The following is a 24,672-nucleotide window of genomic DNA, read 5'->3' as shown; positions in this document are numbered from 1 at the left end:
ACCAGATGAGACACGAAATAGTCGAAAAGAACCTTGGTCTGATGATCGTGCTGATCGTGCTGACCATCAGTGGCGGTTTCCTTGCGGAAGTGGTGCCCCTGTTCTTCCACAAAGAGGTGAACGAGCCGGTCGAAGGCCTGGAGCCTCTGTCCGCTCTGGAACTGGAAGGCCGGGACATTTACATCCGTGAAGGCTGCCACGTGTGCCATACCCAGCAGATCCGTCCGTTCCGGGCTGAGACTGAGCGTTATGGTCACTACTCCGTTGCGGGCGAGTTCGTTTATGACCGTCCGTTCCTGTGGGGTTCCAAGCGTACCGGGCCGGACCTGGCTCGTGTAGGTGGTCGTTACTCGGATGCCTGGCAGCGCCAGCACCTGTACGATCCGCGCAGCGTGGTACCCGAATCCAACATGCCTGCCTTCCCGTGGCTGTTCGAGAATCGTGTTGATCACGGTTCCATTGAGTCCCGGATGAAGACGCTGCAAACGCTCGGCGTGCCATACAGCGACGAACAGATTGCCAACGCAGCGAATGAGATCGAAGGCAAATTTGAAATCGAAGCGCTGGTCGCATACCTGCAGCAGTTGGGTACTGTGATTTCAGAGAAGCGGTGATCCCATGGATATTAATGAGTTACGCGGCATTCACACGCTGCTGGTAATGGCAGCGTTCTTCGGAATCGTCTGGTGGGCGTACAGCGCCCACCGCAAGAAGGCCAACGACGAGGCAGCACACCTCCCCTTCGATGACGACGAAGTCGAAAAGCGTACTCTCGAACAGGAAAAAACGGAGAAGAAACAATGAGTACCTTCTGGAGCATCTGGGTCAGTGTGATCGTGCTCGGTACCGTTTTCGGCTGCTGGTGGCTCCTCTGGGCCACCCGCAAGAGCCAGACAACCGATACTGAAACCGACCGGACAATGGGCCATTCCTTCGATGGCATTGAGGAGTATGACAACCCTCTGCCGAAATGGTGGTTCTACCTGTTCTTGGCAACCTGCATCTTCTCCCTTGGCTACCTGGCTCTGTACCCGGGCCTGGGTAACTTCAAGGGTCTGCTGGGATGGACATCCACCAACCAGTGGGAAGCGGAAGTGGCAGCTGCCGAAGAGAAATACGGCGAAATCTATGCCCAGTTCGGCGACACCGCCATTCCTGAACTGGCGCAGAACGACGACGCCATGAAGATCGGCCAGCGCCTGTTTGCCAACAACTGTTCGGTCTGTCACGGCACCGCCGCTCGCGGCCAGGTGGGCTTCCCCAACCTGACCGACGACGACTGGCTGTGGGGTGGTCAACCAGACCAGATCCTGCACAGCATTGCCCAGGGTCGTAACGGCAATATGCCTGCAAAGGGCGTCATGCCGAATATGACCAATGAGCAAGTCGATCAGGTGGTTAACTACGTGCTGAGCTTCAGTGGACGCGAAGAAGATGCCGAGGCGGCCAAAGCTGGCGCCCAGGTGTTCGCACAGGCCTGCGTTGCCTGCCACGGTCCGGAAGGCAAAGGTATGGAAGCCATGGGTGCGCCCAACCTGACCGACAATGTCTGGCTCTACGGTTCCACCTATGAGTGGATCAAGGAGACCGTGATGAACGGTCGCCAGAACCAGATGCCTGCACAAGGCGGTCGTCTGTCCGACGACCAGATTCAGATCCTGGCAGCGTACGTTTACAGCCTGTCTAACTGAATCCGACCCGGCCAGGCTCGCCCTGGCCCGGTCTTCTCAACCCTGTATCTGCGCCCGCGGGTACAGGCTTGAGAAGATCAGCTGACCCTCCGAGGCCCGCTCCCAGCTTTACCACTCACCGGGAGGTACCCATGAGCAACGAGATTCCGGTCAAACAGGTTGACCCGAACGGCGATTCCTCCAATAACAAGAAAAAGCCAGAAACCGTCGACCTGTACGCCAGTCGACAGAAAATCTACGTCAAGGAAGTCAAAGGCTTTTTCCAGCGAATCCGGAATGTCAGCTTGACCCTTCTGATGGGCATGTACTTTCTCTTCGTTTGGCTTACCCTGGACGGGCAGCCCCTGATCCACTTCGACTTGCCCGCCCGAGAATTTCACCTGTACGGCGTGACCTTCTTCCCGAAAGATTTCTTCCTGCTTTCGGGCATGCTGATCATTTCAGCATTTGGACTCTTTTTCATCACCACTCTGTTCGGTCGGGTCTGGTGTGGCTATACCTGCCCCCAGACTGTCTGGACCTTTATTTTCATGTGGATCGAGGAAAAGGTTGAGGGCAGCCGCAACAAGCGGATGAAACTGGATAAATCTCCGAACTCCAGGGAGAAACTTGCCAAAAAATCGATCAAGCACGCGCTCTGGCTGTTTGTTGCGCTGGCGACTGGCGTCACCTTCGTTGGCTATTTCTACCCTATCCGCGAACTGATCGTTGACCTCTTCACTTTACAGGCCAACGGCTGGGCCTATTTCTGGGTAGCCTTCTTTACCGTCGCCACCTATCTGAACGCCGGCTGGATGCGGGAGCAGGTGTGCCTGTATATGTGCCCGTACGCCCGATTCCAATCCGTGATGTTTGACCCCAACACCCGGGTTGTTTCCTACGACCCCAACAGGGGCGAGCCACGCGGCAGCCGCAAGAAAGGCGTCGAACCCGCCGAAGTTGGCCTGGGTGACTGTATTGATTGCGGCCAGTGTGTTCAGGTCTGCCCCACCGGCATCGATATCCGTGACGGCCTCCAGTACGAGTGTATCGGCTGCGCCCTGTGTATCGACGCCTGCGATGAAGTTATGGAGAAAATGAACTATCCCAAGGGGCTGATTCGCTACACCACCGAGAACGAACTGGAGGGTAAAACTTCCAAACTGCTACGGCCGCGTACCTTTGGCTACGGCGCCGTGCTCATACTGATGATCAGCGCGGTGATCTTTACCATTGCCACCCGGGTTCCGGCCAAGATGGATGTACTGCGGGATCGCGGCGCCCTGTTCAGTTTTAACGGCGAAGGGCGGGTGGAAAACTCGTATACCGTCAAGATCCAGAACATGTCAGAAGTACCGCAAACCTTCAGCCTGTCTGTGGACGGCCTTGAAGACATGCGTATTCTGACAGACACCATGGTAACGGTGAGTAGTGGCGAGAACCTCTCCTTGCCCACGGTTGTTGATGTGCCACCGGAAGCGCTGGTGGATACCAATAACGACATTCGTTTCTACGCCGAGTCCCAACCGGATTCCTTGATTAAACTTGAAACTGAAAGCCGGTTTGTTGGTCCAAGGCCCCGCTAACAAGAGGGCCCGACAACCGGCTCTGAAGCCATAAACCGAGACAAGACCGTAATGACTGATAACGCAACACCTGCCCCCTGGTATCGCCAGCCGTGGTTCTGGTTCCTGACCATTTTTCCGCTGGCGTCGATCATGTGGGGAATCACTGCCCTGACAGTATCGTCCAGCATGGACAACTCGCTGGTAACCGACGACTACTCCAAACAGGGCCGTGGCATCAATATGTCCATTGCCCGTGATGAAAAGGCGGCCGATCTGAAGATGGCGGGTACGCTGAGCCTGAATGGTCGTTCTGCAACACTGGATCTGAGCACCGTGAATGGTGCCGCCGATTACCCGTATCTGGTGTTCAACCTGTATCACCCGACATTGTCTGGTCAGGATAAAACCATCCAGTTTACCCAGGTTGCTCCTGGTCAATACCGGGGCCAGCTCCTTGAGGATGTCAGTGGTCGCTGGTACTACGACCTTCAGGGGCCAGACAACGACTGGCGGGTAAAGGGTGAGGTAAGGCTTCCTTCCTCCACCCCTATACGCATTAACGCAGAAGGCGACGCCCAAGGGTGACCACCCTGAACTGCTTCCATTGCGGAGAACCAGCGGATGGCGAACCCCCGATCACCCTGGAACTGCAGGGACAGCAAAGGCATTTTTGTTGCCAGGGTTGCAAGGCTGTGTGTCAGACCATCCACCAGGAGGGTCTGACCGGTTTCTATGAGTTTCGCACCGAACCCGCCGTTACGCCAAGAGAGCTGACCCGGTCAGAACTCGATCGTATCCGGGAACTGGATCACCCCCTGGTCCAGCAAGCCTTTGTGGCACCAGTCAAGGCTGGCCAGGAGGCACAGCTGCTGATCGGCGGTATTACCTGCGCCGCCTGCATCTGGCTGCTTGAGAATCACATGAAGCAGCAGCCAGGCGTGCAGAGCTTTACCGTAAACCACACCACACAGCGGGCTCGCCTGGTCTGGGCATCGGACAAGGCACGTCTCAGCGACCTTCTGATTGCCATCCACGAACTTGGCTACACCGCCCGCCCCTATCAGGCAGACGAAGCCGAACAGGCGCTCAAGGCAGAGCACCGCTCGATGCTCATTCGTCTGGCGGTGGCCGGGATCGGTTCCTTCCAGAGCATGATGCTGGCCTTTCCCCTGTACTTTGAGCTGGTCAGTGATCTTTCCACAGATTTTGTGGATTTTTTCCGCTGGTTCAGCCTGCTGGTTGCCACGCCGGTGGTGTTCTACAGTGCACGCCCATTCTTTACCAATGCCCGCCGGGACCTGCTCTCCCGCCATCTGACCATGGACGTACCGGTGGCCATCGCCATCGGGCTTGCCTATGGTGCAAGCGCCTGGATCACGTTGATCGGCGGCGAGGAAGTGTATTTTGAATCCGTATGTATGTTCACCTTCTTCCTGCTGCTGGGCAGATACATTGAAGTTCAGGCTCGCTATCGCGCCGGGCTGAGCGGTAATGCCCTTGCGGGCTTCCAGCCTTCTGTCGCGGCGCGGGTCCTGAACGGTGAGGCAGAGATCATCGCCATTCACCAGGTACAACCGGGTGATGTGATCCGGGTTCGACCAGGGGAAACGCTACCTGTGGATGGCGAAATCGTCTCGGGGGAGTCTACCCTGAACGAAGCCGCTCTCACCGGTGAATACCTTCCAGAAACCCGCAAGCCGGGCGACACCGTTCATGCCGGCAGCGTAAATGGGGAAAATCCGCTCGACATCCGCGTCACCCATGCCGGGGCCCAGACCCGGCTGTCCGGCATCTTGCGAGTTCTGGATCGCGTACAGTCCGAAAAGCCGCCGGTGGCCCGAATGGCCGATCGCATTGCGGGCAAGTTCGTCGGCCGTGTGCTGATACTGGCACCAGTGGTCTGGGCAGGCTGGTGGCTGGCCGGCGCCGACAACGCCTTCGATATCACGCTTTCCGTACTGGTGGTTACCTGCCCCTGCGCCCTCTCGCTGGCTACGCCAACGGCGATCACATCTGCCACGGTGCGCCTGAGAAGGCTTGGTTTCCTGCCTACTCGCGGTCACACCCTGGAATCCATGAACACCATCGATACCGTGGTGTTTGATAAAACCGGGACTCTGACCCGGGGAGAACTCAGCCTGACCGATCAATCGGTGTTCGGCAGTCTGGATCAGGACACCTGCATCCGGATCGCCGCAGGGCTGGAGAAGCATTCAGAACATCCGATTGCCAGGGTATTCCACGAGCAGCCTTCGCTAACCGTCAGCCAGGTGAGTAACCACCTGGGCGGTGGCTTGTCCGGGCTTTACCATGGCCGGGCGGTCTACATCGGGCACAAAGCCTTTGTCGCCGAGCACACGTCAGCAATTGCGCCAGAAGGTGAAGACGCCCAAGGCATGGAAATCTGGCTCGCGACAGACAAGGAATGGCTGGCACGCTTCCGGCTGGATGACAAGATACGGGAAGACGCGTCACAAGCCTTGCAAGCGTTACGGAAATCCGGAATCGATACCTTGCTGCTTAGTGGGGATCGCTCCGGCCACGTGCAGCAGGTGGCTCATGCACTGGGCATTGACCGAGCCATTGGTGAAGCCTCACCGGAGCAGAAACTGGAAGTACTGGAACAGCTTCGCGCGGACGGGCACCGGGTGATGATGGTGGGTGACGGACTGAATGACCTGCCCTCCATGGCCGGAGCCGGTATTTCAGTGGCTATGGGTACAGCGGCAGACCTGACTCAACTGAAAGCCGACGCGGTGCTACTTAACGGCCAGTTGAATTCCCTGGTCGCCGCGATTGAAACCAGCAAGCAAACCCGGAAAATCATCCGCCAGAATATGATCTGGGCGTTCGGCTACAATGTCTGCGCCCTGCCCCTGGCCGCAGCCGGCCTGGTGCCCCCCTGGCTTGCTGCCATCGGCATGTCCCTGAGCTCACTGATCGTTGTGCTGAACGCCTTACGACTCAGCCGGTCCAACAAGAGCACAGCGCATCCGGAGGCCACCCTTGGCGCACCGAAAGCAGCCTGATACCTTGGGCCATACACTTATGAACAGGAGGTTATCGTGCAGATTGTCATGATACTGGTTCCGCTTATGCTCATCCTGGTGGCGCTGGGCGTCCTTCTGTTTTCCTGGGCCGTCAAGAACGGGCAGTACGATGACATGGACGGCCCCGCTCATCGCATTCTCTACGACGATGACAAGGATATGATTCCCAAGGAAGCCCGCCGTAACGAGTCGAAACCTGACGGCCAGAAAGACGAAGCGGAGCAAACCGATACCGATACCGACAAGGGCTGACAGGATAGCGGATGCAGCCTGAACTCTATCTGAGCTACCCCAGTGCCTTCCTGATAGGACTGCTCGGCAGTACCCATTGTCTGGGCATGTGTGGCGGCATCAGCGCCTCGCTGTCCATGGCATTGCCGGTAGGCCGGGGCTTCCGCTTTCGGCAGACCCTGCTCTTGCTGGCATTCAATTTTGGCAGGATTGCCAGCTACGCCCTGATCGCAACCCTGATTGCCCTGCTCAGCACCAGTGCCGCCAGCCAGTGGCATGGTGCCGGATTGGCTCTGATGACCCTGGCGGGATTGCTGCTGATCATGATGGGGTTATCCATGGGGCAATGGTGGCAGGGTATTCGCTACATCGAACGGGTCGGGGCGCCGGCATGGCGCTTCCTGTCGCCGCTTACCCGCAAGTTCCTGCCGGTTCACAATGGCGGCCAGGCCCTTGCTCTCGGTGCCTTGTGGGGATGGCTGCCCTGCGGCCTTGTTTACAGCACACTGGGATGGGCGGCGCTCCAACCAACCGTCAGCAGCGCCGCTCTCACGATGATGTTCTTCGGACTGGGAACCCTGCCGTCGATGTTGGCGACGGGCTTCGCCGCCAACTGGATAAGAGGCCTGAAAAGCAACCAGAGCTTCCGCAAGCTCAGTGGCCTGCTGTTAATTCTGTTTGGCCTCTGGACGCTGCCTTTCCAGGCCTTGCTGAATCACTGACGATCAGAGATTCAGTACATCCAGCCGGCCAAAATCCTGCTGGGGCTCCGCGGTTTGAACGGCCTGACGCTTGCCGCCAAGACGCCGCCCTTCCCTGAAGTCATATAATTCCGGATCGGCCAGGTGCGACGGCTCGACATTGCAAAGGGCCCGGAACATGGTTTCCAGACGGCCAGGATGCTGTTTGTCCCAGGTCTGGAACATTTCCTTGATGACCTGTCGCTGAAGGTTTTCCTGGGAGCCGCAGAGATTGCAGGGAATGATCGGAAACTCCCTGAGTGACGCGTAGCGGGCAATATCCTTCTCCCTGGCATAGGCCAGAGGACGAATAACCGTGTTGCGGCCATCGTCGCTGTGGAGCACCGGTGGCATGGATTTGAGTTTGCCGCCGTAGAACATGTTGAGGAACAGGGTTTCCAGCAAATCATCCCGGTGATGGCCCAGGGCAATCTTGGTTACACCATGCTCCTCGGCGAAATTGTAGAGAATGCCCCGCCTCAGGCGTGAACACAGTCCGCAAGTGGTCTTCCCTTCAGGCACTTTTTCCTTAACAATACTGTAGGTGTCTTTCTCGATGATGTGATACTCGATACCCATCGACTCAAGATAGTCCGGCAGGACATGCTCGGGGAAACCCGGTTGTTTCTGGTCCAGGTTCACGGCAATCAGTTCGAAACGCACTGGCGCACTCTTCTGCAGATTGAGCAGAATATCGAGCATGGCGTAGGAGTCTTTGCCGCCGGACAGACAGCACATCACCTTGTCTCCGGCTTCAATCATCGAGAAATCAGCAATCGCCTGCCCAACTTCACGGCGCAGACGTTTCTGCAATTTGTTAAGCTCCAGTTTCTGGCGACGTTCGTAATCAGAAGCCGGTGTCTTCTCAGGGCTGGCAGTCATTGCTTCGGGCATTCGTTTTCACGCTCACAAGGTAAGTGAGCGGGCAATTATACGCGCCACAAACCATCAGGGACAGGATAGCAACATGGATATGTTGAAATTGACTTCACCACAAGCCACGGGCAAGCGCGCGCTCAACCGTATCCGAAATCGTCACGCCATTCTTAGGGCGGCCAGAGACTGTTTTCAGGAACACGGTTACGACAACACCACCATTCGGGACATTGTCCGCAGAACCGGTCTCGCCGCCGGCACCTTCTACAACTACTTTTCCAGCAAACAGGATATCTTCGCGGCCCTGCTCAGCGATTTCCTGACCTCGCTCAACAACGACATGAGCAAGCAGCGACAATCTGCATCCTCAACCCAGGAATTTGTCTACCGTGCCTATCTGGCGCTCTACAGTGCCACCGCGAAAGATCCGGTGGTGTATGAACTGGCCCATCAGAATCAGCGCGCCCTGAGAAACCTGTTCGGCTCAGATATTCTGGGCCTGACCATGCTGTCCCTTGAGGAAGACGTTCGCAACGCCATGACCCGTGGGCTGCTGCCGGCAGTCGATGCGGACTATCTTTGCGCCGCGTTTTTTGGCGTGGCCTACGACACCAGCATGCTGGTGGCCAGGCGGGCTCACCAGAAGCCGGAACTCGCCCAGGACGAAGCCAGAACAGCGGCTGAGTTTTCCACCCAGCTGTTTCTGGGCGGCTTCCCGGCCCTGACCAGGCTTTCAAGCGAAGGCTGACTGGCATACCATGATGGCCATGACCATCTCCGCAGATAACCAGATACTCGATGACTCACCCGAAGCCCGTGGTGAAGAGCGCAGCTGGCTACAGCAACAGGTGCAGCACCTGTTGGTTGCCGTGGAGCACGAGCTGCGGGCCGCAGGCCCGGCCGGGCTATCCGAGCTGGAGCTAATTCGGGCCTTGCAGGGCGAGCGCTGGAGCCTGATTGGCACCGTCGACTTTCACGAGCCCGATCGGCTGTACCCGGTGCACTTCCTGCTGTTCCACGTACTCTACCGTCTGCGCGATCAGATTGCCCTGGAGGGCGAGAGCCTGAATATCTCTCCGCTTCGGCTCAGTATCGGGCAAATGGTGACGCGCACCGAATCAACGGCACTGCCGGATTCTACCGATGCCCTGCGTGAGTTCTATCTGGATCTGTCACAGTACTTTCTCTCCGAAGCCGCCATTCAGGAAATGATGGACAACTTCTGGGCCGGCAACACCCTGTCCCGGCCCGAGCACTCGGAAGCCGCCGAGGCGGCCAGGACGCTGGGTTTCGATGAATTACCGGGGCAGTTCGCTACCGTCAAGAAGCGCTTCCGAAAACTCGTGATGCGTGCGCACCCGGACCGGGGCGGTGATACCGGAGAAATCCAACAACTGAATCAGGCCTTCTCGGTTCTGAAAGCCCATTACGCCTAAATCATCCTACGAGATCCCGTGTGTCAGGAAACAAGACCATGCTTCGAATAAACAAACTGATTGCGTATCCCCTGATCAGTGCCCTGTTGCTGGCCGGAACACAGGCTCAGGCCGACCTGGTGGTTCTGCAGTATCACCACGTGGATGACAGTACACCTCCGGCGACCAGCACGTCCCGATCATTGTTTGAGGCGCAAATGAACATGATCCGGGATCTTGACCTTGACGTGGTGCCGCTGGAAGCCGGCACCAGGGCGGCACTGGCCGGCGAACACCCTGACACCAATGAAGTGGCCATTACTTTCGATGATGCCTATGAATCCGTCCATACCTTTGCTGCGCCGTTACTGGACAGGCTCGGGCTTCCATACACTGTCTTCGTCAATACTGACGCAGTGGGCGCCAAGGGTTACATGACCTGGAAGCAACTCCGCACAATGGCAGACAACGAGCTGGCAACCATCGCCAATCACAGTACGGATCACGCTCACCTGGCACGCAGACGGGGTGAACCCGAAGAGGCATGGGAAAACCGGATTACCAGCAGCCTGGACGAGGCTCAGCAAGAGCTGAAGAACCGTCTTGGCGTGGAGGAACCTCTGTTCGCCTATCCCTACGGCGAATTCGATCAAGCCCTGGAACAGAAGCTCAGCGAGAGAGGCTGGCTTGGATACGGGCAACAATCGGGAGCTATCGGACAATACTCAGGTAAAACCCGTCTGCCCCGTTTCCCCATGGCCAATGCCTACGGCCAATTGGGCAGTCTGAAAGACAAACTGATGAGCAAGGCTTTTCCGGTACCGGCCAAAGACCTGCCCGACGGGGTGTTCGAGCAGAATCCGCCGCGTTTGAGGTTTACGCCCACCGATGCCATCAGCCCCTCCCGGCTTACCTGTTTCGCGTCCGGACTCGGTCGAATCAATTTTGAAGTGGTGGGAGATAGCATAGAGGTGCAGGCACCCAAAGCCATCAACAGCCGTCGGTTCCGATACAACTGTACCCATCCGGCGGGTAACGGCAGCTTCTACTGGCTGTCCCAGCAGTGGTTGAATCTGGACGCACCGGAAGACTGATGGTCGCCATCACTCCTCAAATGTCGTGATGCCAATTTCTCCGGTTTCAACGTGTGGAATCGCTTTGGGCGTGTCGCCCGCTTCCGTCACCGTTTGCCCAGCCAGGTCTTCCGGGCGGGTGAATACCACCAGCCAGCGCTCGCCCTGGCCGGGAAACGCCGGCACCCAGCTTTCCAGATACCCGCGACGGCGCCAGTTTTCCGGTTCGTAGTTCATAACCAGGTCCGTCACAATCCGCACGGGCTGAAAGTCCTTGTCGAGAAATGCCAGGCTGGGTACCAGCACGCCATTGTGGGCGTAGGAACGCAGCCGCATCACAAACCCGGGGACAAAGGTACTGGATGGCAGGGCAATCAGCCGATAGGGCGAATCACCCGTACTGAAACGGTGGCGGGGCGTGTCTTCCTCAAAATCAACACCAAACTCACGTCCTTCCTGCCACTGCAGGAAATCCCGGGCTGGCAGGGTCTGGCAACAGCTTTCGGCAAATACCGGGAAAAACGAATCCGTTTCCTCAATCCCCAGTATGGCAAAGGCGTCGGGATCATGGCCCTCAACCGGCGTATGGTCATCTACAGTAACCGGCAGGTATACGCTGGCATCGCTGAGCATGACCGGCGCCTGATCCGCCTGTTTCTGCTCTTCGGTTCGCATATCCGGGGTGTAATAGCTGACACGGACAATGCCGTCGGCATCACGCCATGTGAAATAGGGTTGCCGCTGGCCAGGCCGGATAAACCCTTTTTTCGCCAGCTCCTCACCATCCGGATAATTCTCGGTGGTGTATTCGAGGTTTTCTTCCAGCTTTGCGGCGGCGCCGCGGTCGCTGCCAGAGGCCGGCCGATAAGCCTCAGACCCGGTGGCTTCGCCTGAGATGGCGACGGACTTGGCATCCGGCTCACCTGGGGTAACGTCTTCGCGCTGGGCGTCGGGAATCCGGGAATAACGCACCCTGCCCTGCTCATCCACCCAGGAAAAGTAGCCTTCCCGCTCGGCAACGCCGCTGCTTCCAGTCTGGCAACCTGCCAGCAACGCGAGCGCAAACACACCGACCGCCAGTCCGCTGTATCGACCAAGTCCCATCACAGCCCCCTGTCAGGATCAGAATTTGGTTCGGAAGCTCAAGCCTGCCATCACCACCCGCAGGGAAGTCTTGATGGTGAGGTCGGCATAGGGGTTATAGATGATGTTGGTGATGTTGTCGCAGTTCACGTTGCAACTGGTGTCGGCCGGAATGGTCTCAATCGATTGCAGATACGACAGGTTCATATCAATTTCCGTGTCCTTATCCCACTTGTACCCCATGCCAATACTGTACAGGTTCGCGCCCCCGAATGGCGCCATAATCGAGCGCTGGTCGTCCGGAATAACCGAGTCCCGGATTTCCACCCCAGCCCGCAGATCCAGACGAGATGATGCATGGAACTCCACACCAAAAGCCCAGTTCCACTGGCTCTTGAAACCCAACGGCAAGCGCAGGGTATCCGAGGTGGCATTGTCCGGCGACAGAATGCGTGCCGCGTTCAGGAACTCGAGGTTACGATCAAACTGGAAATTGAAGGCATCCCACTGGGCAAAATCCGTCCAGCCCACATCCGCGTTCACGGTCAGCTTGGGATGAACATCCACGCTTATACCGGTCTGAAAATGTTGTGGGTAAACCAGATCCATGCTGACATTGCCCGCCTCCCGCGGTGCACCTGAGGGCAGGCTCAGAATGGCCGATGATATGGCGCCCAGAATAGAGCCATTCACACTCTGCCAGAATCCGGACCAGTCATCGGTGTACTGTATCTCGAACTGCCCCTTGAGGTTCATGTCGGCTTCTGAGGTATAACTGGCCCCCCAGCGGAACCAGTCCGTCGGCTCCCACATAACGCCCAGGGCGTAGGTGGGCGAGATGGTTTCCTGCAGATTCAGGCTCATAGCCCCGATATCGTCCCAGGGGCCGACATTACCGCCGCACAACGCAAGCCAGGGCTGCAGGGGCTCGTCACCGCTTTCACAGTTAAAGGCATCCTGCAGAACCTCTGCCACCCCCATCAGCAGGTTTGGCGCCCGCATGTACTGGTCCGCTGCGAAGCCGAAATGCGAGAGATGAATGCCCGCGCCCACAGACCATTCATCATTGATCTCATACCCGACGGTGGGAGACAGGTAGGTGGTCCGCTGGAGGGTGGCCGCCTGGGGCTGGTAGCGACCGGGGTCGTTTTTATCCCGGTAGAAGCCTGCGGCCATCGGCAGATAAAAAGCGTTGGCGAACGTCAGCTTCGAACCCGGCGGCTTGATACTGATACCCGCTGATGGCGCAACGGCAGGGCCAGGGGGCATACGAAGAATGCCGTAACCCGGCACATAGAGAGCTACGTTGTTGGTATGACTACTGCTGTTCGCAATCGGGTCGCGTTGCTTTCCGGTTAAAGGGTCAGTTTCGAGCCCGCTGATTCCGAATATCTCGTAGTCTTCATCTGCGTAGAAGTCGGCGTCAATATCCAGATAGATGCTGAGGAGGTTCACCTCAAGCTGGCGCCCGTCGAGTTTGGTCAGGCCCGCTGGATTGTAGTGAATGGCCATCAGTCCCGGGGGATCTGCTGTAACGGCGTTACCCAGTGCCAGCGCCTTCGGGTGTATCGTCAGGTTCTGCGTCATCTGTGCCTGGGCCCCGCAGGATACGCCTGCGACCATGGCGGCGGCCAGAAGATGTCGCTTGTGACTAGCTTGTCCCATGAAATCCTTCCCCTTCCCTTGAAACGTCCTCGATTTCAATCACTCTTTGAGGCCAGAGAAATTGATGGGCAGGGATACACCCAGGGAGAAGTCCGGCGCGTCCTCCGTCAAACCGATCCCGAGGCTGGTATTCACGATGGTCATATCGCTGAGACGGGTGCCCAGCGACATACTGAGGAAGCCAGTCATCTGGTCTTGGGCCACGGCCTGGTCACCGTTGGAGAAGGTCAGCACCGTCTCGTCGCTGTAGCTGAGCTGGCCAGACACACTGAGAGAGATGTCATAGGAAAGGGAGTAGGCAAAACCCAGAGAACCGGACAAGCCGAACCCTGGTTCCACCTCCTGTAGCAGCCGGGCGCCCCGAACCTGTTCCAGACCGTCGACCGTGAGGTTGTAGGTTGCGCTGACCGAGCCAAAGACCACCACCGGATCCAGTACCTTCGACATACTCAGGCCACCGCCCACGGAGTAATAGCCACTGCCGGTGGACAACTGCTCGTTGATGTCGATTTCGTAGGGACTGACGCCGGTTTTACTGTTCAGGGTGCCAAAGAAGGTGGTCGACATCTTGCCAGGCACATAGGCAAACGGCTGCCAACGTCCGGTGAAGGAGATATCGCCGAAGTCGTAAACGTTCAGCTCGTCCTGGGTGTCGTACTTCACTACCAGTGGAACACGGGTGCCGATGGTCAGGTTATCCAGTAACCCGTAATCGTAGGAAAAGGCATTTGTGAAGTTATGGGTGGCCGATGGAACAACGTCCAGATTACGCACCGAGCCGTTCGATATCGCCAGATCCAGCCGTTGGTCGCCGGTATAGGAATAATCGAACGAATAGTTCAGGGAGTGGGTGCCCTTCTTCTGCAGTGAGTAGTTCTTTTCGGCAGCCTGGAACACTTCCTCCAGCTGTTTGGTAGAATCCTCATCCCCTTCCTGACGCGCCAGTGCTTCCCGCGCCTGATCCACATTCCCTTCCTGAGCCATGGCCATGCCCGGAAGCAGACCAGCCGCGGAAACAAGGATAAAACCTCGCACAAACCAACGATTCATCCTGACTCCCTACTTTTATTTGTTTTATTCCTGCCCGATCAAACAACCGGGAAAATTAATGACGACGGTAATGGAGCTGTTTGCGGGTATTTTCCACGCTACCGTCCGGATTGTTCTTCTGGCGTTCCAGCAAGTTCTGAATGCGTCTCTCCGTTGACTCGTGGAACGCTGGAATCTGCTGCATGGCCAGCAGAGTCATTGTCTGGTCATCCACAAAGCGCAGGTCTTCCTCTTTCAACTCAAGGTTATCCAGGGGTTTGTCGCTGCCCGGGAAGACAATGAATAGTACGTTGTCGTCCCACTTCTCCTGAAACTGCGCCACGGTGAAGGAAATATTGCCAACCGCCGGGTCTGCAAGGTAAACACGCCCGTCCCGGATGGTTCTCAGCACCACAAAGTGCTTGAAACCGGCGTGATCAATGGGAACGATTGCCGGATGGTCCAACTCCATCAGGTCCTCGATTTCTGCCTTGAAACCGCCAGAGGGATAGCCAAGGGCTGTGACCAGCCGCTTCATATCAAGCATGGAGAAAGCGCGGCGCTCAACGATGCGCTCGCTCTCACCGTAGTGCAGCAAACCTTCCATCACCTGGCGTTCGGTCAGAGACCGGCCAACATAGAAGTTGAGTACCGTGGTCAGGGCTGCGCTGCCGCAACTGTAGTCGTACGCCTGACGAACGATATTGCGGAATTTCTGCTCTACCAGGGGTTCGACCCGGGTGTCCCACCGAAGCTCGACAGGGCTGGCATCCACCTTCTGCTCCAGAACAATCGTGCCACGATCGAATGGCTCGACCTCGGTGGCTTCCTGCACCATGGTGAACGTGAGAATGGATCCGGCCAGCACCAGCAGCATTTTGGAAAGTCCCTGTTTTTATTAGACGTGCAACTTATCGGGTTACATGTTGTTACCGTACGATACCGAAATCGCAACTGGCTTAAAGATAACTGTGCCTCAAATCTGTCGCTGCAGAAGGGGCCTCCGGGAACCGGTATGAGAACTGGTTCAAGACCGGAGGCAAAGCCATGAAGTGGCGGGGAGCATCAGAGCGAGAACACCAGCCCCAGCAACCCGTATGTGATGAGAGTGACGACCACAATGCCCATCAGATTCAGGGCAAAACCCGCTTTGATCATGTCCGAAATCTGCATGTGGCCGCTGGAGAAGACAATCGCGTTAGGCGGCGTGGCCACCGGCATCATGAAGGCGCAGCTGGCTGCAATCGCGGCGGGGACCGTCAGGAGCAACGGAGACACGTCCTGCGCCATGGCCAGAGCTCCCAGCAATGGCAGGAAGGCGGCGGCAGTGGCGGTATTGCTTGTCACTTCGGTCAGGAAAATAATCACTGAGGCCACTATCACCATCATGACGATGGTTGGCAATACACCAGCCACGCCCAGACTGCCGGCGATCCATTCCGCAAGACCGGAGCTGCTGATTACCCCCGCCATCGCCAGGCCACCGCCGAAGAGCAACAGTACTCCCCAGGGCAATTTGTTGGCGGAATCCCAATCCAGCACAAACGTGCCTTGACGGGCATCTACCGGGATAAGGAACATGGCGATCGCTGCCGCGATCGCGATGCCGGTATCACTCAACCAGGGCATGAGACTGGCAGACAACAGCGGGCGGAAAATCCACGCCGTTGCCGTGATGACAAATACCACGGCCACCAAACGCTCTCCCCGGCTCATGACTCCGAGTTTGGCCAGTTCATCCCGGATCATCTGGCCGCTGTCCGATGCCTGACCAATTCCGAAATCCCTCCGGGTCAACCACCACCAGGTCAGCACCAGCATTACCAGAGTGACCGGCCCCCCCAGCACCATCCACTGGGCAAAGCCCACCGAGATGCCCTGGTTTTCACTCAGATAGGCCGCCAGCAAAGCATTGGGCGGGGTCCCGATCAGAGTCGCAATACCACCAATGCTTGCAGAGTAGGCGATGGCCAAAAGCAGCGCTGTTGCATACTTCCGAACACCCTCCGGGTTCGAGTTGTCCATCATAGCTACCACGGACAAGCCAATGGGCAACATCATGATGGCGGTTGCGGTATTACTCACCCACATGCTCAAAAAAGCCGTCGCCAGCATGAAGCCGGCAATCTGTCGCTTGGGCTGATCGCCCATGGCTTTGAGCGTCAGCAAGGCAATACGCCGATGAAGATTCCATCGCTGCATCGCCAGGCCCAGGGTAAACCCACCGAGAAACAGGAAGATGATCGGATTGGCATAGGGCGCCGTTGCCTGCCCGATAGTGCCAAGCCCAAGCGCGGGTACCAGCACGATCGGTAAAAGGGCTGTGGCCGGAATCGGTATCGCTTCGGTGGACCACCAGGTGGCCATCAGCAGCATGAGCCCCAGCGCCGCCCAGGCCTCCGCCCCCATGGAGCCTGGCGCAGGCAGGGCCAGCGTTGCCAGGAGGAACGCCACCCCCAGGATCAGACCAATTACCTGACTCTTCGGCAGCCCGGAACGGGTTCCGTCGTTGCGTTGCACTTCAGCCATTGTTCATCCTGTACTTTTGCGTCCAGGTTGTCAGTCTGACGCGCAATCTACACAAACCGTGGTATACGGCAATACCTGAAGCCGCCTGGGATCGATGTCATTACCACACTGCTCGCATTCGTTGCCGACGCCCTGCTCTATCCGCTCCAGGGCGTGATCAATCTGCTGGAGTTCCGCTCGCGTTTCCGCTTCCAGGGAATCCACTACCTCATCGTTCTGGGTCTGGCTCGCCTGCTCTTCGAAATCCTTTTCCAGAGCCCCTGTCTCCCTGCGCTGATGCGCCTGGTAGCGGGACAGCCTGGCTTCAAGGTCTGCTTTCAGGGTTTCCAGTTCGGATTGACGGTTTGCCATCGAATGCCTCCCGGGTCTATGTGCCATCTGCTTAACTATAGACTAGGAGATAGGGTGGAAGCCGGTTTGATGCCTGTCAAAATCGTGTCATCGAACGTGAGCTAAACTACTTGTTCCGACAATCACTACAAAGGAGTTGTAACGAATGAACCAGGATATGATCAACAAGGCTAACCGCCTCAACGAAACCCTTTTCACCCAGTTCAGCAAGGCCGCCGAAATGCAGATGAATGCGTTTCGTCGTTATGCCGATGTCGCCATGGACCAGGCTCGAAAAGTCGCCGAAGTTCGCGATCTGGATGGGTTGAAGCAACTGACCACCGACCAGGCAGAGACCCTCAAATCCCTCAGTGACCAGTTCACCCAGGACTGGAAAGCCTGGCAGGATTACTTCAGCGAAACCCGTGACCAGGTACAGAAAGCCTTTGAACAGGATTCGAGCGAACCTGCCAAAGAGAAGACACCAACCGCCAAGGCCAGCGGTTCCAAATCTGTAGCCTGAAAGGCAGGACCAAAACCGGTCGGAATGGTATCCATTCCGGCCGTTTTTTATTCAGCGGCAGGAGAGCCCTATGTTCGGTCTGGATTTCGTGAGCAAAACCGCCACTAATCTGGTGAAAACCTTCGAGGACAACGTCCGCCAGGGCCAGCAACAGCTGGAAAAATGGCTCGGCGACACCGGGATGATGGAGGACACCAAACTCTCGACGCTGAGCGAAATCTCGGACGCCTATCGAACCATGGCCGAAGATCTGCTGCTGCACCCGCTCCGGTTCGCCAGTGCAGAAATCGATCTTGCCCGCAAACATCTGGGGCTGGCTCGCTACACCCTGACCAGACTCACCGGCAAACCGATGGAACCGGTCGCCGAACCGGACCCGGACGACCGGCGCTTCATGGCGGAGGACTGGCACCGGCATCTGTCCTTTGATGTGCTCCAGCAGGCCTATCTGATCAACTCCCGCGCCTTCCTGAACTGGGTTGAAGGTATGGAGGGTCTGCCCGGCCCGAGTCGCGACCAGATGCTGTTCTACGCCCGCCAGTTGACGAGCGCGCTTTCACCTTCCAACTACCCGCTGACCAATCCGGAAGTCCTCAGGATAACCTGGGAGCGAAAGGGCATGAATCTGGTGGATGGGGCCCGCAACCTGGTAGACGATATCCGGCAGAACCCGAATCTGTTCAACGTCGCCATGACCGACCGTTCGGCCTTCGAGGTGGGCGGCAACCTGGCAACAACGCCCGGCAAAGTGGTGTACCAGAATGAACTGATGCAATTGATCCAGTACTCGCCAACAACTGAAACCGTGGCCCGGCGCCCGCTTCTGATCGTCCCCCCCTGGATCAACAAGTTCTATATTCTCGACCTCACCGAACGCAATTCCTTCATTCGCTGGCTGGTAGACCAGGGCCAGACGGTGTTTATGGTTTCCTGGCGGAATCCCGGGCCAGCCCAGAAAAACCGGGGCTGGGACGACTACATGACGTTGGGCCCGCTGGCTGCCATTGATGCCGTAACTGAAGCGACTGGCGAGCCCCAGATGAATGCCATTGGCTACTGCATTGGTGGTACGCTGCTCGGAACTACGATGGCCTGGCTGGCAAAAAAACAACGTAACCCGATCGTCAGCACCACCTATCTGACCACCCTGCTGGATTTTTCAGACCCTGGCGGCATCGGCGTTTTCATTAACGATCACTCAATCCGCGGCATCGAACGCACCATGGAGCGCAAAGGCTATCTGGATGGCCGGGCCATGGCCTTTACCTTCAATCTGCTGCGGGAAAACGATCTGTTCTGGTCGTACTGGACCAACAACTACCTCAAAGGCCTGAAACCCAAAGCGTTCGACCTACTGTACTGGAATACCGACGGCACCAACCTCCCCGCCAGAATGCACAGCTACTACCTTCGGGAAATGTACCTGCATAACCGGCTGGTGCAGCCGGATGCCCTGACGATTGCGGGTGAAAGCATTGATCTTTCCGCCATCAGGGTACCTTCCTTCTTCCTTTCCGCCCGCCAGGACCATATCGCTAAATGGAAAACGACTTATCGGGGCGCCGGGGTTTACGGTGGCAATGTGCAGTTCGTTCTGTCCGGTTCCGGCCATATTGCCGGGGTCATCAATCCCCCTTACAAGGAAAAATACGGGTACTGGACCAATAACCAATTGCCAGGCTCAGCGGATGACTGGTTTGATAGCGCAGAACATCACCCTGGCTCCTGGTGGCCACACTGGCGTGAATGGCTGGCAACTTTCGAGGGAGGGCAAGTTCAGCCCCGTCAGCCCGGGGAAGGCCCGCTTGAGGCGATTGAGGACGCGCCTGGAAGCTACGTAAAAGTTAAGGCATCGGAAGCCGGGGGTTGATAGACTTCAATATAAATGAGCGAAGGTTCACTTTTACCGAATTCTTCGCAACAGACCGACCAAGAATAACAGGAGTGCCCATGGGGCAGCCGCTTCCGATATCACGCATTATGCACACGGGCGTCCTGCTTCAGTGTGAGTTGGACACAACCATTGCCGATGCGGCTGCCCGGATGTCCGAAACCTCGGTCAGTTCCATTTTGATTACCGATGGCGGAACGGTTGTTGGTATCTGGACAGAACATGACGCCCTGGCGATCGACTTTACAGATCCCGAAACATTCCGGCAGCCGGTAAGTACAGTGATGAGCTCACCTGTGCTGTCCCTGCCCGAGACTCTGGATGCCGGTGAAGCCGCGGTTCGTTTGCGTGATACCGGAAAACGCCATTTTCTGGTGACTAACAGTAGTGGCAAACCGGTCGGTATCCTTTCCCAAACCGATCTGGCCCTCAACCAGGGCCTGGAACCCTACTTGCGACTTCGGGAAGTGCGGGCGGCCGTACCGCGCCCGCCACTGGTGGTTCGGGGCGACCAGTCTCTGGCGGAAGTGGCCAGTTACATGCATCGCCATCATGCCGATGCGGTGGTGGTCGATTGCGGCGAGGAAGGCTTGGGGATTCTGACCGAGCGGGATATGGTCCGGTTTATTGCCCGCCACACTAGCAACACCCTGGTCAATGAATTGGCGACCCGGCCTCTTCTCACCGTAAACGAAGAAGACCCGCTGATTCACGCCCGCGATCTGCTGATAGATCATCGCATCCGCCATCTTGCCGTGGTCAATCAGCTTGGAGAGGTTACCGGCCTTATCGGTTACCACGACATGCTGACCGGGGCTGAGCAGATGTATCTGGACGATCTTCGCGAAGCCCTCGAACAAAGGGATCAGGCCCTAGCGAAATCCAGGCGAACACTGCAACTGGCGGAGCGGGTCATTGAATCGTCTTTTGAAGGCATTATGGTGACCGACAAAGACGTCTGCATTGAATTCGTCAACCCGGCATTCACCCAACTGACCGGTTATACCGCCGAAGAGGTCATCGGTCGGTCACCGGATCTGCTCTCATCCGGGCGCCACGACAGCGAGTTCTACCGGCGCATGTGGAATTCCCTGGAAACCCACGGCTACTGGCGCGGAGAAATCTGGAATCGCCGAAAAACCGGTGAGCTTTATCTGGAACTTCTGACCATTACGGCTATCACCGACGATGACGGCAATACCACACACTACGCGGGCCTGTTCACGGATATCACGCAAAATCGCAGGAACGAGGAACAGATCCGACAGCTTGCCTACTACGATGCCCTCACCGGCGTGCCCAACCGACGATTGCTGGAAGACCGGCTGGATCACGCCATTCGCCATGCCCACCGCAAGGAGATGCTGCTTGCGGTGATGTTTATGGACCTGGATCGTTTCAAGGAAGTGAATGACACCCTGGGCCACGCCGTGGGGGACGACCTGTTGCTTCAGTTCACCGCCAGGGTAAAAGATTGCCTGCGGGAAGACGACACCCTCGCCCGACTGGGGGGCGACGAGTTCATTGTGCTGTTACCGGAGATGGAACAACTTTCTGATGTGTTCGCCGTAGCCGACCGGTTAATCGAGGTAAACAAGCGGCCTTATCAGATTAACGGCAACCATATAAACGTGGGTTCAAGCATTGGCATCAGCCTGTATCCCGAAGATGGCACGACCGTACAGGAACTGATCAACGGTGCTGACATTGCCATGTATCGCGCCAAGCGGGATGGCCGGAACCGTTACAAGCTGTTTGCGCCCAACGCTGTTGAAAGTGCCTGATCAGGGGCGGCCCAGCCACCACCCCTGATCCGGAGCAAACCGTCAGCTCGACAACAGCTCGATCGGATAACGAATGGTGGTCTTGTCTACCCCTGGCCGTGCGCCAAAATCCACCAGCCGCAACCGGTTGCAGATCTTGCTCTCAAGTGCCGGTTCATTGAGCGTTGACTCCACGACCGAACAACTGGAAACCGCTCCATTTGGCTCGATAACCAGTTCGGGCGTGATACTGCCCTGCAGCGAGGGTTTTCGGCGCAGCTCGCGATTGTAGATGCTGTAAATGGCGGACTTGTTGGCATCCATGGTGCGGCGCAACTCCTCCCGGCTACGCGATTTCGAGGCAGTTTCCTGCTTTTCCCTGCGCACCGTCTCTTTTACCGCAGCCACACGTTCCGCCTCGGCCACCTCCGCGCGCTCCCGTTCTGCCAGGGCAAGCTCACGGGTTTCCCGGCTCAAAGCGGTTTCGTTCACGCCACTACTGCGGGTGTTTTCGGTAGCGCGGGAAGCCAGGGTATCACCGGTCTTCCTGGCGATCGGCTCGGCCGTATTGGTAACCGGACTATCCAGTTTGACCGATTCCGCCAGCGAACTGATCTTCGACAGCTCGTTGCCCATGGCCAGAATACCTGTGTTTTTCGCCTTTTCCCGAGCCTTGGCCACCTCTTCCGGTTTGGGCTCTGGTTCCGGCTTTTCAGCCACTTCCGGTTCTGGAACAACCGGCGCTGGAGCGGGTTCGGGTTTTGGCTCAGGCTTCGCCTGCTCCACGGGCTTTTCATCAGGCTTTGGCGGCTCGGGCTCTGGCAATACCGGCTTGGGTGGCTCCTTTTTCTCAACAATCAGCTTCGCCAACTGGGGCGGCAAGGCTTCCTGTTCCTGCCGATCCTGTTCCGGCAACTCAACCCAACTCACATAGCCCGCAAAAATCAGAAACAGGGGCACCACGACAACCGCCGCCGCAAACAGTCTCTTGCGCTCTCCCCTCTCCTGATTCCAGGGCAATCCGTAGCGATAATCCATTAGCTTCAGGCCCCCTGTTCCGTGCGCTGATTAACCGCCAGGGAAATGCTGGCATAACCGGCGTCCACACAGGTGGACATGATTTTCTTGAGCAGCTCGTAAGGAAGTTCCCGGTCCGCAAGAATGGTAATGGGGCGACCTGCCTCCGGTGCTGGCGCCGACGCACGACTGGCCTGGTAGTCGAGCTCCTGCTTCAGCGATGGCTCAACCTGCCCCTCGAAGGTCTGGAACGCGTTGCGTTTCACCACCAGCCGGCCGTTCACCAGGATATCCCGGTCGGTCACGGTTAGTGCCAGTACATCACCCGGGGGTTGTTGGGCAGTCGAATCGGGCAATTTGATGGTGTTGTTCTGGTTGAGTACCTGTACGTCAGACGAAGAGTTCACCATCAGGAAGAACACGAGGATGGTAAAAATATCCATCAGCGACACCAGGTTCATTTTTCCCTGGCTTTTGTTGCGCCGGTAATGCCGTTTCAGACGACGGGCTTTCGCGGATTCTTTCATGAACTTACCTCCGCGGAGCCCGAGGCCTGGGCAGGTGCATCTCCGAGGGAGATTTCGGGGAACAGTTCTGCCTCGACAACACTGCCAGCCACTACGGCTTCATAGGAGCGCACCGTATCCATAACGGAAACCAGAGACTGATAGGAGGTCTGCCGGGACGGCATGATGATCACATCCTTTTTGTCCGGCACCCGACTCTTGATCTCTTTCATGACATCCTTGAGCAGAGCAAAATCATACTCGCCCTCCCGCCGGGGTATGTCCTTGATGACGCCGCCCTGGTTGTCTGCAACAACCAGCCGATCTTCATAGATCACAACCTGGATCTGCAGTTCTTCGGCCTGCTCTGCCGACAGGCTCTCGCCGGTCGGGAAGTTGAGTTCCAGAACGCTGGTGTGGGCAAACACCATGTTCAGCAGCAGTACCGGCACCAGCACTATCATGAGATTCATGAAGGGCGTGATGTCGAGATCTGCCTCACTTTGTAGGCGACGATGCTTCCGTCTCATGGCCTGACATCCTTCTGGCTGGTTATCAGGCCGGGCTACCGGCCGGTGTCGCGACCTGTGCCGGCGCAGCGGCAGTCTGACCCTGTGGTTGTGCACCGGACTTGTTGCCGGAGCCATCGCTGAGGAGGTTCAGAACCTTGATGCCGGCCATCTCGAAGCTATCAACAATCTCGTTGGTCTTGGTTTGCAGCAGCGAATGGATCAGCAGCATCGGAATGGCTGACATCAGGCCAAACGCTGTAGTGTTCATGGCGACCGAGATGCTCTGGGACAACAGGCTCGCTTTCTGGGCCGGATCCGCTGCGGCTACTGCGGTAAAGGCGGCAATCAGGCCGATAATGGTACCAAGCAGGCCCAGCAGCGTGGCAATGTTGGCCAGTGTTGCCAGGTACTGTGTGCGCTTTTCCAGCCGAGGCATAACATCCAGCAACCCCTCTTCCATGGCGTATTCGATCTCTTCGCGACCCTGGCGGCGGGCGAGGCGCTGAAGGCCGAAGCCGATCATGGTGGACATGGCACTACCGGACTCCTGAGTGTAATTCAAGGCGCCCTTCAGATCGCGCTTTGCAATCATCTGATGCAGGCGGTTGAAATCCCGACGGTTGGTCAGTTTCTGGGCGGAAAGGTAGACGTAACGTTCAATGGCAACAATGAGTCCGATGATCAGCACAACGGCGATCGGAAACATAAAAAAGCCACCTTCCTGGAAGAAGCGAACGGCGGTATCGATCATTTTCTGGGCACTCCATGGTCCGTTTTCAGATCAGTCTATTCGCGAGCTCGCCCGGACAGGGTAAGTTCGCGCAAGTCTGTGTGAGGGTTTGTTTATTTTTGCGCAAGAACACAGAGCAGATGTGAGGAATGTCTCACTCTGGCGATTCATCTGCCGGTTGTGTCTGTTTCAGGAATTCGTTGTGGTATTGCACCAGCCTCTGGAATTCATATCGTTCCAGCGGCGCAATCCCCTGATTAACCATGAGCCGCTCGTCTGGCGCCCGAAGTTGTTCAACTTCCGGTGGTTGCCAGGGCACCAGATACATGACTGTGGGCACTTCCTGGTCGCCACGAATGCGGGTACCTTCGATGGTTACCACACCCGAGGTGTCCTGGGCGTAAAGCATGGGCGCCGCAGCTATCAGAGCGGAGGCGGCCAGAATGATCGGCGCAAGACGTTTCATATCAG

Annotated in this window: 26 protein-coding genes; 14 read left to right on the top strand and 12 right to left on the bottom strand. The window is 57.2% G+C overall.

Going from position 1 to position 24,672, the window contains the following annotated elements; all coding sequences use genetic code 11:
- Positions 1-5: 5 nt before the first annotated feature.
- The 8 genes from ccoO to Q674_RS38930 all read left to right on the top strand — a co-directional run bounded on the left by ccoO (position 6) and on the right by Q674_RS38930 (position 7,241).
- Positions 6-614 (top strand): cytochrome-c oxidase, cbb3-type subunit II, encoded by a 609-nt coding sequence (ccoO, locus tag Q674_RS38965; protein WP_011785265.1) that lies wholly within the window; start codon positions 6-8, stop codon positions 612-614.
- A gap of 4 nt (positions 615-618) precedes the next feature.
- Positions 619-804 carry a CcoQ/FixQ family Cbb3-type cytochrome c oxidase assembly chaperone gene (locus tag Q674_RS38960; protein ID WP_011785266.1) on the top strand — a complete coding sequence of 62 codons (186 nt, stop codon included), beginning with the start codon at positions 619-621 and terminating at the stop codon, positions 802-804.
- Positions 801-1,691, top strand: a complete 891-nt coding sequence (gene ccoP / locus Q674_RS38955) for a cytochrome-c oxidase, cbb3-type subunit III (protein ID WP_023009982.1) — start codon at positions 801-803, stop codon at positions 1,689-1,691. The genes Q674_RS38960 and ccoP overlap by 4 nt, the downstream gene beginning before the upstream one ends.
- Positions 1,692-1,822: 131 nt before the next feature.
- A complete protein-coding gene (gene ccoG, locus Q674_RS38950; RefSeq protein WP_023009981.1) occupies positions 1,823-3,256 on the top strand; it encodes a cytochrome c oxidase accessory protein CcoG in 1,434 nt (477 codons plus the stop codon).
- Positions 3,257-3,307: 51 nt separating this feature from the next.
- Entirely contained in the window at positions 3,308-3,823 is a 516-nt protein-coding gene (locus Q674_RS38945) for a FixH family protein (RefSeq protein WP_014421197.1), read from the top strand.
- A complete protein-coding gene (locus Q674_RS38940; RefSeq protein ID WP_023009980.1) occupies positions 3,820-6,267 on the top strand; it encodes a heavy metal translocating P-type ATPase in 2,448 nt (815 codons plus the stop codon). Before Q674_RS38945 ends, Q674_RS38940 begins: the two co-directional genes overlap by 4 nt.
- Before the next feature lie 36 nt (positions 6,268-6,303).
- Positions 6,304-6,540, top strand: coding sequence for a cbb3-type cytochrome oxidase assembly protein CcoS (ccoS, locus tag Q674_RS38935; RefSeq protein WP_023009979.1), 237 nt, complete (start codon positions 6,304-6,306; stop codon positions 6,538-6,540).
- A gap of 11 nt (positions 6,541-6,551) precedes the next feature.
- Positions 6,552-7,241: a sulfite exporter TauE/SafE family protein gene (locus Q674_RS38930; RefSeq protein ID WP_011785272.1), complete on the top strand. Its 690-nt coding sequence runs from the start codon at positions 6,552-6,554 to the stop codon at positions 7,239-7,241.
- A 3-nt stretch (positions 7,242-7,244) separates the two neighbouring features.
- On the opposite strand, the gene ttcA is transcribed toward Q674_RS38930, so the two are convergent.
- Positions 7,245-8,153 (bottom strand): tRNA 2-thiocytidine(32) synthetase TtcA, encoded by a 909-nt coding sequence (ttcA, locus tag Q674_RS38925; protein ID WP_011785273.1) that lies wholly within the window; start codon positions 8,151-8,153, stop codon positions 7,245-7,247.
- Between the two features lie 73 nt (positions 8,154-8,226).
- Here ttcA and Q674_RS38920 point away from each other — a divergent pair, with 73 nt between their 5' ends.
- Genes Q674_RS38920 through Q674_RS38910 form a run of 3 tightly spaced genes read left to right on the top strand, consistent with a single transcriptional unit; the run spans position 8,227 to position 10,644 of the window.
- A complete protein-coding gene (locus tag Q674_RS38920) occupies positions 8,227-8,883 on the top strand; it encodes a TetR/AcrR family transcriptional regulator (protein WP_014421194.1) in 657 nt (218 codons plus the stop codon).
- A gap of 19 nt (positions 8,884-8,902) precedes the next feature.
- Positions 8,903-9,571 carry a DNA-J related domain-containing protein gene (locus Q674_RS38915; protein ID WP_227499484.1) on the top strand — a complete coding sequence of 223 codons (669 nt, stop codon included), beginning with the start codon at positions 8,903-8,905 and terminating at the stop codon, positions 9,569-9,571.
- 38 nt (positions 9,572-9,609) lie between these two features.
- A complete protein-coding gene (locus Q674_RS38910) occupies positions 9,610-10,644 on the top strand; it encodes a polysaccharide deacetylase family protein (protein ID WP_014421192.1) in 1,035 nt (344 codons plus the stop codon).
- 9 nt (positions 10,645-10,653) lie between these two features.
- Here the strand turns inward: Q674_RS38910 and Q674_RS38905 are convergent, their stop codons facing one another.
- The 6 genes from Q674_RS38905 to Q674_RS38880 form a co-directional block, all read right to left on the bottom strand.
- A complete protein-coding gene (locus Q674_RS38905) occupies positions 10,654-11,727 on the bottom strand; it encodes a MalM family protein (protein WP_023009978.1) in 1,074 nt (357 codons plus the stop codon).
- Between the two features lie 18 nt (positions 11,728-11,745).
- Positions 11,746-13,371, bottom strand: a complete 1,626-nt coding sequence (locus tag Q674_RS38900) for an OmpP1/FadL family transporter (RefSeq protein WP_014421190.1) — start codon at positions 13,369-13,371, stop codon at positions 11,746-11,748.
- Between the two features lie 39 nt (positions 13,372-13,410).
- Positions 13,411-14,421: a hypothetical protein gene (locus tag Q674_RS38895; RefSeq protein WP_011785279.1), complete on the bottom strand. Its 1,011-nt coding sequence runs from the start codon at positions 14,419-14,421 to the stop codon at positions 13,411-13,413.
- 55 nt (positions 14,422-14,476) lie between these two features.
- A complete protein-coding gene (locus Q674_RS38890) occupies positions 14,477-15,277 on the bottom strand; it encodes a C39 family peptidase (protein WP_011785280.1) in 801 nt (266 codons plus the stop codon).
- Between the two features lie 188 nt (positions 15,278-15,465).
- The gene (locus Q674_RS38885; RefSeq protein WP_023009977.1) at positions 15,466-16,929 is read right to left on the bottom strand and encodes an SLC13 family permease; all 1,464 of its coding nucleotides are present in this window, start codon (positions 16,927-16,929) and stop codon (positions 15,466-15,468) included.
- Positions 16,930-16,959: 30 nt separating this feature from the next.
- Complete coding sequence (locus Q674_RS38880; RefSeq protein ID WP_023009976.1) at positions 16,960-17,280, bottom strand: TraR/DksA family transcriptional regulator; 321 nt, start codon at positions 17,278-17,280, stop codon at positions 16,960-16,962.
- 145 nt (positions 17,281-17,425) lie between these two features.
- On the opposite strand from Q674_RS38880, the gene Q674_RS38875 reads away from it, so the two are divergent.
- The 3 genes from Q674_RS38875 (at position 17,426) to Q674_RS38865 (ending at position 21,457) form a co-directional block, all read left to right on the top strand.
- Positions 17,426-17,782 (top strand): phasin family protein, encoded by a 357-nt coding sequence (locus tag Q674_RS38875; RefSeq protein ID WP_023009975.1) that lies wholly within the window; start codon positions 17,426-17,428, stop codon positions 17,780-17,782.
- A gap of 70 nt (positions 17,783-17,852) precedes the next feature.
- The gene (locus tag Q674_RS38870) at positions 17,853-19,652 is read left to right on the top strand and encodes a PHA/PHB synthase family protein (RefSeq protein ID WP_023009974.1); all 1,800 of its coding nucleotides are present in this window, start codon (positions 17,853-17,855) and stop codon (positions 19,650-19,652) included.
- 80 nt (positions 19,653-19,732) lie between these two features.
- Complete coding sequence (locus tag Q674_RS38865; protein ID WP_023009973.1) at positions 19,733-21,457, top strand: diguanylate cyclase domain-containing protein; 1,725 nt, start codon at positions 19,733-19,735, stop codon at positions 21,455-21,457.
- A 42-nt stretch (positions 21,458-21,499) separates the two neighbouring features.
- Here Q674_RS38865 and Q674_RS38860 read toward each other — a convergent pair whose 3' ends face one another.
- From Q674_RS38860 to Q674_RS38840, 5 genes are all read right to left on the bottom strand, one after another.
- Complete coding sequence (locus Q674_RS38860; RefSeq protein WP_023009972.1) at positions 21,500-22,474, bottom strand: AgmX/PglI C-terminal domain-containing protein; 975 nt, start codon at positions 22,472-22,474, stop codon at positions 21,500-21,502.
- A 5-nt stretch (positions 22,475-22,479) separates the two neighbouring features.
- Positions 22,480-22,980: an ExbD/TolR family protein gene (locus Q674_RS38855; protein WP_023009971.1), complete on the bottom strand. Its 501-nt coding sequence runs from the start codon at positions 22,978-22,980 to the stop codon at positions 22,480-22,482.
- Positions 22,977-23,489, bottom strand: a complete 513-nt coding sequence (locus Q674_RS38850) for an ExbD/TolR family protein (protein ID WP_023009970.1) — start codon at positions 23,487-23,489, stop codon at positions 22,977-22,979. The genes Q674_RS38855 and Q674_RS38850 overlap by 4 nt, the downstream gene beginning before the upstream one ends.
- A gap of 25 nt (positions 23,490-23,514) precedes the next feature.
- Positions 23,515-24,222, bottom strand: coding sequence for a MotA/TolQ/ExbB proton channel family protein (locus Q674_RS38845; RefSeq protein WP_023009969.1), 708 nt, complete (start codon positions 24,220-24,222; stop codon positions 23,515-23,517).
- A gap of 133 nt (positions 24,223-24,355) precedes the next feature.
- A complete protein-coding gene (locus Q674_RS38840) occupies positions 24,356-24,667 on the bottom strand; it encodes a hypothetical protein (RefSeq protein ID WP_023009968.1) in 312 nt (103 codons plus the stop codon).
- Between the last annotated feature and the right edge of the window lie 5 nt (positions 24,668-24,672).

It is taken from the genome of Marinobacter sp. EVN1 (assembly GCF_000475375.1).
Classification (GTDB): Bacteria; Pseudomonadota; Gammaproteobacteria; order Pseudomonadales; family Oleiphilaceae; genus Marinobacter; species Marinobacter nauticus.
The sequence above is the reverse complement of the archived record's forward strand: the minus strand, read 5'-3'. Positions and strand labels throughout refer to the sequence as shown.

Bases quoted from the DNA above. Each gene is read 5' to 3' on its own strand.
- ccoO (WP_011785265.1), top strand. From the start codon at position 6: ATGAGACACGAAATAGTCGAAAAGAACCTTGGTCTGATGATCGTGCTG.
- Q674_RS38960 (WP_011785266.1), top strand. From the start codon at position 619: ATGGATATTAATGAGTTACGCGGCATTCACACGCTGCTGGTAATGGCA.
- ccoP (WP_023009982.1), top strand. From the start codon at position 801: ATGAGTACCTTCTGGAGCATCTGGGTCAGTGTGATCGTGCTCGGTACC.
- ccoG (WP_023009981.1), top strand. From the start codon at position 1,823: ATGAGCAACGAGATTCCGGTCAAACAGGTTGACCCGAACGGCGATTCC.
- Q674_RS38945 (WP_014421197.1), top strand. From the start codon at position 3,308: ATGACTGATAACGCAACACCTGCCCCCTGGTATCGCCAGCCGTGGTTC.
- Q674_RS38930 (WP_011785272.1), top strand. From the start codon at position 6,552: ATGCAGCCTGAACTCTATCTGAGCTACCCCAGTGCCTTCCTGATAGGA.
- ttcA (WP_011785273.1), bottom strand. From the start codon at position 8,153: ATGCCCGAAGCAATGACTGCCAGCCCTGAGAAGACACCGGCTTCTGAT.
- Q674_RS38920 (WP_014421194.1), top strand. From the start codon at position 8,227: ATGGATATGTTGAAATTGACTTCACCACAAGCCACGGGCAAGCGCGCG.
- Q674_RS38915 (WP_227499484.1), top strand. From the start codon at position 8,903: ATGACCATCTCCGCAGATAACCAGATACTCGATGACTCACCCGAAGCC.
- Q674_RS38910 (WP_014421192.1), top strand. From the start codon at position 9,610: ATGCTTCGAATAAACAAACTGATTGCGTATCCCCTGATCAGTGCCCTG.
- Q674_RS38905 (WP_023009978.1), bottom strand. From the start codon at position 11,727: ATGGGACTTGGTCGATACAGCGGACTGGCGGTCGGTGTGTTTGCGCTC.
- Q674_RS38900 (WP_014421190.1), bottom strand. From the start codon at position 13,371: ATGGGACAAGCTAGTCACAAGCGACATCTTCTGGCCGCCGCCATGGTC.
- Q674_RS38895 (WP_011785279.1), bottom strand. From the start codon at position 14,421: ATGAATCGTTGGTTTGTGCGAGGTTTTATCCTTGTTTCCGCGGCTGGT.
- Q674_RS38890 (WP_011785280.1), bottom strand. From the start codon at position 15,277: ATGCTGCTGGTGCTGGCCGGATCCATTCTCACGTTCACCATGGTGCAG.
- Q674_RS38885 (WP_023009977.1), bottom strand. From the start codon at position 16,929: ATGGCTGAAGTGCAACGCAACGACGGAACCCGTTCCGGGCTGCCGAAG.
- Q674_RS38880 (WP_023009976.1), bottom strand. From the start codon at position 17,280: ATGGCAAACCGTCAATCCGAACTGGAAACCCTGAAAGCAGACCTTGAA.
- Q674_RS38875 (WP_023009975.1), top strand. From the start codon at position 17,426: ATGAACCAGGATATGATCAACAAGGCTAACCGCCTCAACGAAACCCTT.
- Q674_RS38870 (WP_023009974.1), top strand. From the start codon at position 17,853: ATGTTCGGTCTGGATTTCGTGAGCAAAACCGCCACTAATCTGGTGAAA.
- Q674_RS38865 (WP_023009973.1), top strand. From the start codon at position 19,733: ATGGGGCAGCCGCTTCCGATATCACGCATTATGCACACGGGCGTCCTG.
- Q674_RS38860 (WP_023009972.1), bottom strand. From the start codon at position 22,474: ATGGATTATCGCTACGGATTGCCCTGGAATCAGGAGAGGGGAGAGCGC.
- Q674_RS38855 (WP_023009971.1), bottom strand. From the start codon at position 22,980: ATGAAAGAATCCGCGAAAGCCCGTCGTCTGAAACGGCATTACCGGCGC.
- Q674_RS38850 (WP_023009970.1), bottom strand. From the start codon at position 23,489: ATGAGACGGAAGCATCGTCGCCTACAAAGTGAGGCAGATCTCGACATC.
- Q674_RS38845 (WP_023009969.1), bottom strand. From the start codon at position 24,222: ATGATCGATACCGCCGTTCGCTTCTTCCAGGAAGGTGGCTTTTTTATG.
- Q674_RS38840 (WP_023009968.1), bottom strand. From the start codon at position 24,667: ATGAAACGTCTTGCGCCGATCATTCTGGCCGCCTCCGCTCTGATAGCT.